9 protein-coding genes (1 of these 9 running past the window's edge) are annotated in these 8,065 nt (G+C 69.7%); 5 read left to right on the forward strand and 4 right to left on the reverse strand.

Annotated elements, in window-relative coordinates; genetic code table 11:
- A protein-coding gene (locus tag D471_RS0121090; protein ID WP_017600463.1) for a helix-turn-helix transcriptional regulator crosses the window boundary here: on the forward strand, positions 1-51 show its final stretch. The gene continues 768 nt to the left of window position 1, outside the view; 51 of the gene's 819 nt are visible here — the last part of the coding sequence; its start codon lies beyond the left edge, outside the window; its stop codon occupies positions 49-51.
- 248 nt (positions 52-299) lie between these two features.
- Here D471_RS0121090 and D471_RS0121095 read toward each other — a convergent pair whose 3' ends face one another.
- Positions 300-725 (reverse strand): CBS domain-containing protein, encoded by a 426-nt coding sequence (locus D471_RS0121095; RefSeq protein ID WP_017600464.1) that lies wholly within the window; start codon positions 723-725, stop codon positions 300-302.
- Positions 726-1,332: 607 nt separating this feature from the next.
- On the opposite strand from D471_RS0121095, the gene D471_RS0121100 reads away from it, so the two are divergent.
- The 3 genes from D471_RS0121100 (at position 1,333) to D471_RS0121110 (ending at position 2,760) form a co-directional block, all read left to right on the forward strand.
- Complete coding sequence (locus D471_RS0121100; RefSeq protein WP_017600465.1) at positions 1,333-1,812, forward strand: hypothetical protein; 480 nt, start codon at positions 1,333-1,335, stop codon at positions 1,810-1,812.
- Between the two features lie 98 nt (positions 1,813-1,910).
- Positions 1,911-2,282 (forward strand): hypothetical protein, encoded by a 372-nt coding sequence (locus D471_RS0121105; protein ID WP_017600466.1) that lies wholly within the window; start codon positions 1,911-1,913, stop codon positions 2,280-2,282.
- Positions 2,283-2,412: 130 nt separating this feature from the next.
- A complete protein-coding gene (locus D471_RS0121110; RefSeq protein ID WP_026127932.1) occupies positions 2,413-2,760 on the forward strand; it encodes a VOC family protein in 348 nt (115 codons plus the stop codon).
- A gap of 20 nt (positions 2,761-2,780) precedes the next feature.
- On the opposite strand, the gene D471_RS0121115 is transcribed toward D471_RS0121110, so the two are convergent.
- A complete protein-coding gene (locus tag D471_RS0121115; RefSeq protein WP_051059232.1) occupies positions 2,781-3,242 on the reverse strand; it encodes a nitroreductase family deazaflavin-dependent oxidoreductase in 462 nt (153 codons plus the stop codon).
- A 248-nt stretch (positions 3,243-3,490) separates the two neighbouring features.
- Positions 3,491-3,829 carry a CU044_2847 family protein gene (locus D471_RS0121120; RefSeq protein WP_040690544.1) on the reverse strand — a complete coding sequence of 113 codons (339 nt, stop codon included), beginning with the start codon at positions 3,827-3,829 and terminating at the stop codon, positions 3,491-3,493.
- A 217-nt stretch (positions 3,830-4,046) separates the two neighbouring features.
- Here D471_RS0121120 and D471_RS0121125 point away from each other — a divergent pair, with 217 nt between their 5' ends.
- A complete protein-coding gene (locus D471_RS0121125; RefSeq protein ID WP_017600470.1) occupies positions 4,047-4,244 on the forward strand; it encodes a DUF397 domain-containing protein in 198 nt (65 codons plus the stop codon).
- A 30-nt stretch (positions 4,245-4,274) separates the two neighbouring features.
- On the opposite strand, the gene fxsT is transcribed toward D471_RS0121125, so the two are convergent.
- Positions 4,275-8,065, reverse strand: a 3,791-nt coding sequence (gene fxsT, locus D471_RS0121130; RefSeq protein WP_026127934.1) for an FxSxx-COOH system tetratricopeptide repeat protein, incomplete at its 5' end; no start/stop codon positions are given.

The following is an 8,065-nucleotide window of genomic DNA, read 5'->3' on the forward strand; positions in this document are numbered from 1 at the left end:
GACGGCGGTGACGCGCGTCCCGCCGCGGAGAACGCCCGGGTCCGCGAGTGACGGGCCGGGATGGTACGGTCGCCAGCCATTCAGCCGGGCCCGCGCCGGTCCGGAACCCGGTGAGCAGCGCCACCGCGGTGACCGGGGCCGTGTTCAGCAGCGCCTGGATCAGGCCCCCGACGACGCCATCGACCTGATCTTCCGACCCCGGACCCCACCGACCCCATGCGTGAGGGCCCCCGTCTCCCCGTAGCGGACGGGTGTGTCCACGGGGAGCCCGGAGGCCCTCGGAGGCGTCGCCGCGGCGCTCAGGCGTAGACGCGCCCGACGAACTCGGCGATCTTGTCGTTCGTGAGGTGGTGGGCCAGGTCGGCCTCGGTGATCATGCCGACCAGCCTCTTGTTCTCGTCGACGACGGGCAGGCGACGGATCTGGTGCGACTCCATCTCCCGCAGGATCTCGTCGACACCGGCGCTGGTGGAGACCCAGCGCGGCGTGCCCTTACACAGCTCCCCGGCGGTGACCCGTGCGGGGTCGTGTCCCTGGGCGATGCACTCGAGGACGATGTCGCGGTCGGTGATGATGCCGCACATGCGCTCGTCGGGGCTGTCGGCGTCCGCGATCGGGATCGCGCCCACGCCCTGTTCACGCATCATCTCGGCGATCCGGTCCAGGCTCTCGTTGGCGGGGGCCCACTTGACTCCCGTGTGCATGATGTCGGCGGCGGTGGTCATCGTGTACTCCTGTCGGTGCTCGGGACGTATGTGACCCGTCGGTCGCGCGCGGCCCTGCCCGAGAAGCGGCGCGCCGGGCTTCTCACCGGTGTCGCGCCGCGCGCCCCGGCCCCGAATCGAGGGCGGGCCCGCGGTCCTCCGCCGGAAAGGCGTGACCAGCGCGAACACAGTCCCCCTCGCCATCCCCCATCACGGGCGGAACATACCCGGGCAAGGGAATCGGTGACAAAGAATTGGGGGGTTCATGGTGGTGCATCTTCTACCCCAAGAGGGCTGAAACAGGTACATGTCGGGCACTTGACCGGCGCACTGCACGCACCGGCGCACGGAGTCGTGAATGACGCGAAGAAGAAGGCGGACGCCCTACGGGGACTTACCCTCTGACACGCGTTTTTGTTCTCCCCGGAACGCATAATCCACCCGAACTCCACCCTTTCGGACAGCCGAGTTCCACCACATTCCTAGGACAAGGCGGGAAAAATCATCAAATCCCTGCGATCGAATCGTTCACGCCTTAGTGTCGTGGAATCCGCAGAGGCCGTTGTGCGGCCGAACCGTCCGACCGCGGGCCGACACGTGTCGTCCCGCTCTCCCCGAAGGAGCCGTCGTGCTCTCCATCGACCAGCAGATGCGGGAGATGCTCCAGACTCCCGGAGTCCGCAGCGTCTGCCTCATCGACTGGCGGGGAGGCGACACCGTGTCGCGTGTCGGCGAGAAGGACCGGGCGGCGGAGTCGACGTGGATCCTCCAGGCCCTCCACACCGGCCCCCTGTGCACCGCCGAAGCGGTGGAGGACGTGGTCGTCACCGACGACGACCACCACCTGCTGCTCGCCGTTCTGAAGGGCTCTGACCTCTGTGTGCAAGTACGGATGGAGCGGGAGCGAGGCAATCTCGCCTTCGCCCTGCGACGACTACGCGGTCTGGCGAGCACGGCCCGCGTCCTGCCGCCCCGACGGGGCCCGGGCCGGGACCGCCCCGTGGCGCGCCCCGCCGTCGCGGTGGACCGTGCGGTACTCGAACGCGTCCTGGAAGGGCTTCGCACCCTGTCGGTCGACCATCCACGGACGGGGCCGGTGATCGCGTGACCGAGCGCCGGTCTCCACTACGGCGCATTCCCGCCGTGCGCCGCTGGATCGCCCAACGGCCGACGCTGCGTCGGACCAACCCCAGAAGAGAGAAGGACATGGCCAACATCGAAACCGGGCTGAAGGAAATGATGGCGATCGAGGGTGCCCTCGGAGCCGCCGTCGTCGATTACGGCAGCGGCATGGCCCTGGGCACGCTCAGCGCGACGAGCGCCTTGGACCTCAACGTCGCCGCGGCGGGCAACACGGAGGTGGTGAGGGCCAAGATGAGGACGATCGAACAGCTCAACCTCAACGAGGCGGTCGAGGACATCCTCATCACCCTGTCCAGCCAGTACCACATCATCCGCCCCCTCACGAGCCGCAACGGGCAGGGCCTGTTCCTCTACCTGGCGCTGGACCGCTCCCGGGGCAACCTCGCCCTGGCCCGCCACAAGCTCAAGAGCATCGAGGGAACGCTGGAGGTCTGAGTCCGCGACCAGGTGTGCGGGCGGGTGGGGAGGCGCGCCCCCGCCCGCCCGCGCGGCGCGACGGGTGTGTCCCGCCGCCACCCGGGAAGGCTCAGGAGGGTCCGCTTCCGCCCGTCGACAGGAGCCCCCGTTGTCAGTCCGTCGAGTCGTACCCGACATCCAGTCGAAGGCCATGGAGGAGAGCCGGGACTTCTACGGTCTCCTGGGGCTCGAGGAGGTCATGAACCTCGGCTGGGTCGTCAACCTCGCCTCCCCCTCCAACCCCACGGCACAGGTCATCCTCATGAGCCGTGACGAGACCGCGCCCGTCACACCGGACATGAGCATCGAGGTGGACGACGTGGACGCGGTGCATGCGGCCGTGGTCGACAGCGGCGCGGAGATCGTCCACCCGTTGCAGGACGAGGAGTGGGGCGTGCGCCGGTTCTTCGTCCGTGACCCGAACGGCCGGGTGGTCAACGTCGTGGGCCACGGCTGACCCGACGCGCCCCCACCGGATCAGGACCGTGGGCTCAGCCGGACCACCGGGTACTCGCGGCCGCTCTTGCTCTGGTACGTGCCCAGGCGGGGCTGGGCTCGGGTGATGCGCTTCCAGGCCCGGTCGCGCTCGGGCCCGTCGAGCACACGCGGCGACACCGGGACCGTCCGGCTCCCGGGCAGTTCGACCGAGGCCCGCTCGGGGCGCCCCATCAGGTTGAGGTGCCAGTCCGGGTGCCGGTCCTTCCCGCCGGACGCGACGACCAGCCACGCGTCCTCACCGTCGGGGAACCACGCCACCGGCGTCTCCCGGGGCTGCCCGCTCCGGCGGCCCGCCGTGTGCAGGATCAGAACGTCCATGCCCATGAACGAGCCGCGCCCGCCGCGGATCTTGCGCTTCATGCGAGCGTTGGCCCGGTGCTGCAGCCACCGCGACACCGGCCCGTGCCCTCCACGACTCTCCACCCGCTGCTCCTGTGCCATGACCGCCTCCAGTCAGTCGCCCTGTCCTCTCGGGGAACCAACCTAGGAGCGAGGCGCTGACCAGTGCTTCTCGATTCCTGATCGATCCGGTGGCCCGCTTCCCACCAGAAGAGGGGCGCCGTCCCACGATGGGAGGACGGAGACGCACGGGACCACGCACGACAGGGGCGGGCGTGGTCGACGGGGTGGGCGCGTCACCACGAGCGGGCCGGTCCGCTGACGTCAGCCGTCGAGAGCGTGCAAACGTCTCAGCCCTGCTGCTGCTCTTCCTCCGGGCGTTCATAGCCCCACTGCATCTGGACGTGCAGATTTCCCTCCACCGACGACTTGGCGATGACCGCCCCGGCCTCCGCGGTGAGTTTCACTCCGAAGGTCACTTTGATGACGTCCGGCTTCAGGGAGTTTCCCAGTTCGTCGAGTGTCGCCGAAACGGCTTTGCGTACGGTGGAGAGTTTCTCCGTGAACGTCTGGGTGGCGTCCTCGATCTCCCTGCCACCGCTGACCAGCATACTGTCGTCGCGGCCGTCATCGACCTCCACGACGACGGAGTCCCCGCCGTCCACGCTGAAACGAACGAGTCGTGACACTTAATGCACCTCTCGGGGGGAGCAGCCGCCGTGATCACATGATCGGTAGCTGAGTGGGCATGTACAAGTGAGTCCGAACGTTATCAGAAAACATAAGCGACCGACCGAACTTTCCGGACTGCGCGGGAAACAGGAGCGACCAATGATGGAACTGGGAGAATCGAGGCCGCCTCGTGCATAGAAAAGACCAGGGAAGACGGCGCCCCCGGAGGGACACGTGAGAGGACTCGGCCAGGAACCGGGCACGTGGCGCGTCTCCAGTTTCAGCCAGAACGGGGGGAGCACCTGTGTCGAGGTGACACTGTGGGACACGGGCCACGTCGGCGTGCGCGACTCCACCCACCGGGACCTGGCCGCGCTCGCCTTCCCACCGGAGCAGTGGGCCGTGCTGGCCCGGTTGGCCCACGGCGTATGAACGGCGGTGCGGACGGTCCGCACCGCTCGGTCACATCTGTGTCAGGAAGATGTCGGCGTCTCCTCGCACCGACTGCCGGATACTCAGCGTCGCCGGATGGTCCGCGCCCATGACGTCCCGGTAGGCGGCCTCCAGCGCACCGAACTCCTCCGCGACATCCTCACCCTGCGCGCCGCGGTCCACCAGGAGGTTCCGGTGGGCCACCAGCGTCAGCGGGTGTCGGTCGCCCAGCTCCACGCGGCAGTCCGCGACCGTCATCTCGTCGCGCTCGCGCGCCCCCACGACGTCCCCGGTGAGGAAGTGGTCGTTGGCGACGTCGACCCGGCACGCCAGCGTGCTCGGGTGGTGCGCGCCGAGCCGCTCGTGCAGCAGCGTGTGGGATCGCTCGTCCATGTCCCGCGCCTCCGCGGCCCGGCCCAGACGGCGCAGGATGATACCCCGGTTGACCGTGGCCGCCACGACGTGCGGGTGCTCCTCCCCGAGGAGCTTGACGTAGCGCTCACCGGACGTCTCGGCCAGTTCCAACGCCTCGTCGTACCGGTTCACGGCGTTCAGGCACAGAGTGTGGATGAGCGCCGCGTACAGGGTGTCGCTGCTGTCCACCCCGAGTTTGGCCAGGAACCGCTGCCAGGTGCGCTCGGACAGGGCGAAGGCGCCGGCGTGGTCGCCGATCCGCCGCCGCATCACGGCCAGCACCGACTCGTTGGACAGCGTCCCCGCGTCGTCGGAGCCGAAGACCGCCGCGCACCGCTGCACCACCTCGGTCTGGATCCGCTCCGCCTCGCGGTAGTGGCCCAGCTCCATCATCGCCTCGGCGTACCCGTTGGAGGTGCCGATCATGTTCGGGTGGTCCGGGCCCAGGACCGACTCCGTCCGGTCCAGGACGTCGCGGTAGCGGTCGACCGACGCCCTGGGGTCACCGCTGAGCAGGAGGCTGTAGCCCAGGTTGTGCGCCATCTCCAGGGTCAGCGGATCGTCCTCACTGAACATGCGCACCCGACCGCGGTAGATGTCGGCCGTCTCCCGGAGGGAGTCGGCGAACCTGCCCATGGTCCGCAGGTTGCGCACGTGCTCGCGCTCGGCCTCCAGCGCCTCGGGGGACTGCTCGCCGTGTGCCTCGCGCAGCGTGAGCAGGGTGGACTCGCACAGTTCGTGCGCCTCCACCAGCTTGCCCTCCTCGCGCATGACCTTGGAGATCTGGAGCGCCATGTGCAGGGTGTTGCGGTGTTCCTCGCCCAGGGTCCGGCGCCACCACTCGTGCGCCGTCCTGGCCAGCCGCCCGGCCTCCCCGAACTCACCCGCGGGGACCGCGTTGCGGACGAGCTGGATGACGAGGTTGCGCACCCACGGGTCCTCACAGTTCCACGCCTCCGACGCCCACACGTGCGGCACCAGCCGCGCGTACCGCTGGTGGGCGGCGACGGAGTCGTCCTGGGGATCGTTGCGGCCCAGGAGCTGGTGGGCGCAGTGGCGCATCGCCTCCCGTTCCTCGTCGCTCATGGGCGCCTGGACCGCGCGCTGGACCAGGCGGTGCAGCGAGATGGTGTTGCTGCGGTGGGAGATGTGCGCGAGGCTGTTGCGCCCGATGTCGCGGATGGCCATCCCCAACCGCGCGGGCTCCTCCAGCGCCTGGCGGAGTTCGGGCGGCGCGTCGATCTGCCGGGCGAAGTTGAACAGCGAGCGCGGAATGGGCGCGGTGGCCAGGAACGAGCAGAGCTGGAGGAGCTGGAGCGCGGCCGGGTTGGTGGTCGCGAGCCGGTCCAGCGAGACGTTCCAGGCGGCCGCGACGGGAACCGGGTAGTCCGGGTCCACGGGGGACAGCAGCTGGATCATCTCGGTGGACTTGTCGGCGAACTGCCGCAGGTACTCCTCGGTGTCCATCCCGCTCTCGTGCAGCCACACCGCCGCCTGGTTCAGGGCCAGTGGGAGGTCGCCGAGCTCCTCGGCCAGGCGGTCGGCCTCGCCCTCGGTCAGCGAGGTCGGACCGCGGCGCTTGAGCAGCTCGATGCTCTCGGCGCGGGTGAACTCCCGCACGGACAGGAAGGTGTCGCCTCCCCTGCGCGTCCAACTGCTGTCCCGTGAAGTGATGATCACGTGTCCCTCGCCCCCGACAGGAAGGTACTGCTCCAGCTCCTCCCGGGACTGCGCGTTGTCGAAGACCAGCAACCAGCGTCCGAAGGGCACGCCCCGCCGCAGCGCCTCCAGGACGTCCTGGATGACGTGCTCGCTGCCCGCACCGACGCTGTCGAGGCCGAACCTGGCCGCCAACGAGGCGAAGGCGTCGCGCAGCTGGTTGCTGTGGCCCGCGAGGAACCAGCAGATCAGGTCGTAGTCCTCGGCGTACCGGTACAGGTACTCCTTGGCGAGCTCGGTCTTGCCGACCCCCGACATGCCGTTGAGCGCGGTGATGACCTGCCGCTGGTCCTTGACCAGCTGTGATCTCAGCGCGGACAGCAGTTCCTCGCGCCCGGTGAAGGCGGTGTTCCTCCGAGGAACCTGCACCCAGACCGCGTTCAGCGGCCGACCCCGCGAGCGTCCACCGGTGGCGGTGGGTGAGTCGAAAGAATCGTTCATCATTCCCCCACTCGACGGGATTATGGACATACCGTTTTTGTCGCCCGATGGGGCGGAACTGTGTGCAGGGTTCCGCGTTTTCCCTGTGCTGTTCTTGGTCGCGTGCGTAGATCCGGGACCCTGCGGCGATTGTAGACCAGGGACCTTGGGAAGGGCGACCTCCGAAGGATCGTTCTCACGCGATTCTCCGCCCCTGGAAAGGACGTTGGCGTACATGTCGATCGAACCCGCGTAATGACGGTTCAGGGAGATACTGTCCATCGCGGGTTTCACCGAATTCAGCCAGTGCTGGGACGCCCGGGTGGTACTCGGCTGATCCACGGGCTGCCCCCGGAGCATCCGACCGAGCTCGCCGAACCACGGGTCCACCTGGCCGAGGCGGTTGGCGGCCAGGGCCAGCATCCGGCGGATGTCGGGCACCCGTCCGCCCAGTGACAGCAGCGCCTCCCGCACGCCCTCGCGGAACTCCCAGCGCTCCTCGTCGCCGCCGGCGCCCTCCGAGGCCGCCTTCCGGGTGACGAGCCCGCTGAAGAAGACCTCCGTCAGCTCCGACGGCGTGGGACCGCCGAAGACGTCCTCGCACACCGCGCCCACCATCCGCGGGACGAGCGGCACCGCGGCCAGGGCGACCGCGAGTTCGAACGCGTCGCGGGTGGCGGTCTCGTGGAACCGGCGCACGGCGCGGACCGCGTCGAACGCGCGTCCGCTACCGGAACCGGCATCCGGTGAGGGCCCGGAGCCGGAGCCTGGAGCCGGGCCGCCGAAGGTTCCGGGAACCGACCGCTCCCCCGGTTTCGTGTCCCCTCCTCGGGCGGCCGCCGCGTCGACGGCCCCGCTCCCCTGGTCCTGCGCCTCCGGGAACTCCGCCGCGTGGACCCACAGGCGGCCGCGGTCGCGGCCCATCACGAAGGAGGCCCAGGCGTGGACGGCGTCCGGCCGGAGCGGCAGCACGGGGACGACCGTCCCGGACGGCGGCGGGTCCTCCTCGTCAGTGCGAGTGATCGCCCGTTCGCGCACGTAGGCGGTGTTGGGCGGCCCGGGCTCGGCGCGTCCGGACACGCTCAGCTCCACGGGGACCGTGCGCAGCGCGCCGCGCCGCCACAGCTGGGGGCGCAGCAGGTGCAGGACCGCCACGGCCCCGGTCGCGGCGACCCCGGCGAGCCATCCCTGGAACGCGCGGTCCCGCCAGGCCCCGCCGAGTCCGTCGGTGAGCACCAGGACGAGCCGTGTGCCCGTCCTCGGCGGGG

This window comes from Nocardiopsis lucentensis DSM 44048 (assembly GCF_000341125.1).
GTDB lineage: Bacteria > Actinomycetota > Actinomycetes > Streptosporangiales > Streptosporangiaceae > Nocardiopsis > Nocardiopsis lucentensis.

Coding starts and splice junctions, on each gene's coding strand:
- D471_RS0121095 (WP_017600464.1), bottom strand. CDS start 725: ATGACCACCGCCGCCGACATCATGCACACGGGAGTCAAGTGGGCCCCC.
- D471_RS0121105 (WP_017600466.1), top strand. CDS start 1,911: ATGGCCAACATCGAAACCGGGCTGAAGGAAATGATGGCGATCGAGGGT.
- D471_RS0121115 (WP_051059232.1), bottom strand. CDS start 3,242: ATGGCACAGGAGCAGCGGGTGGAGAGTCGTGGAGGGCACGGGCCGGTG.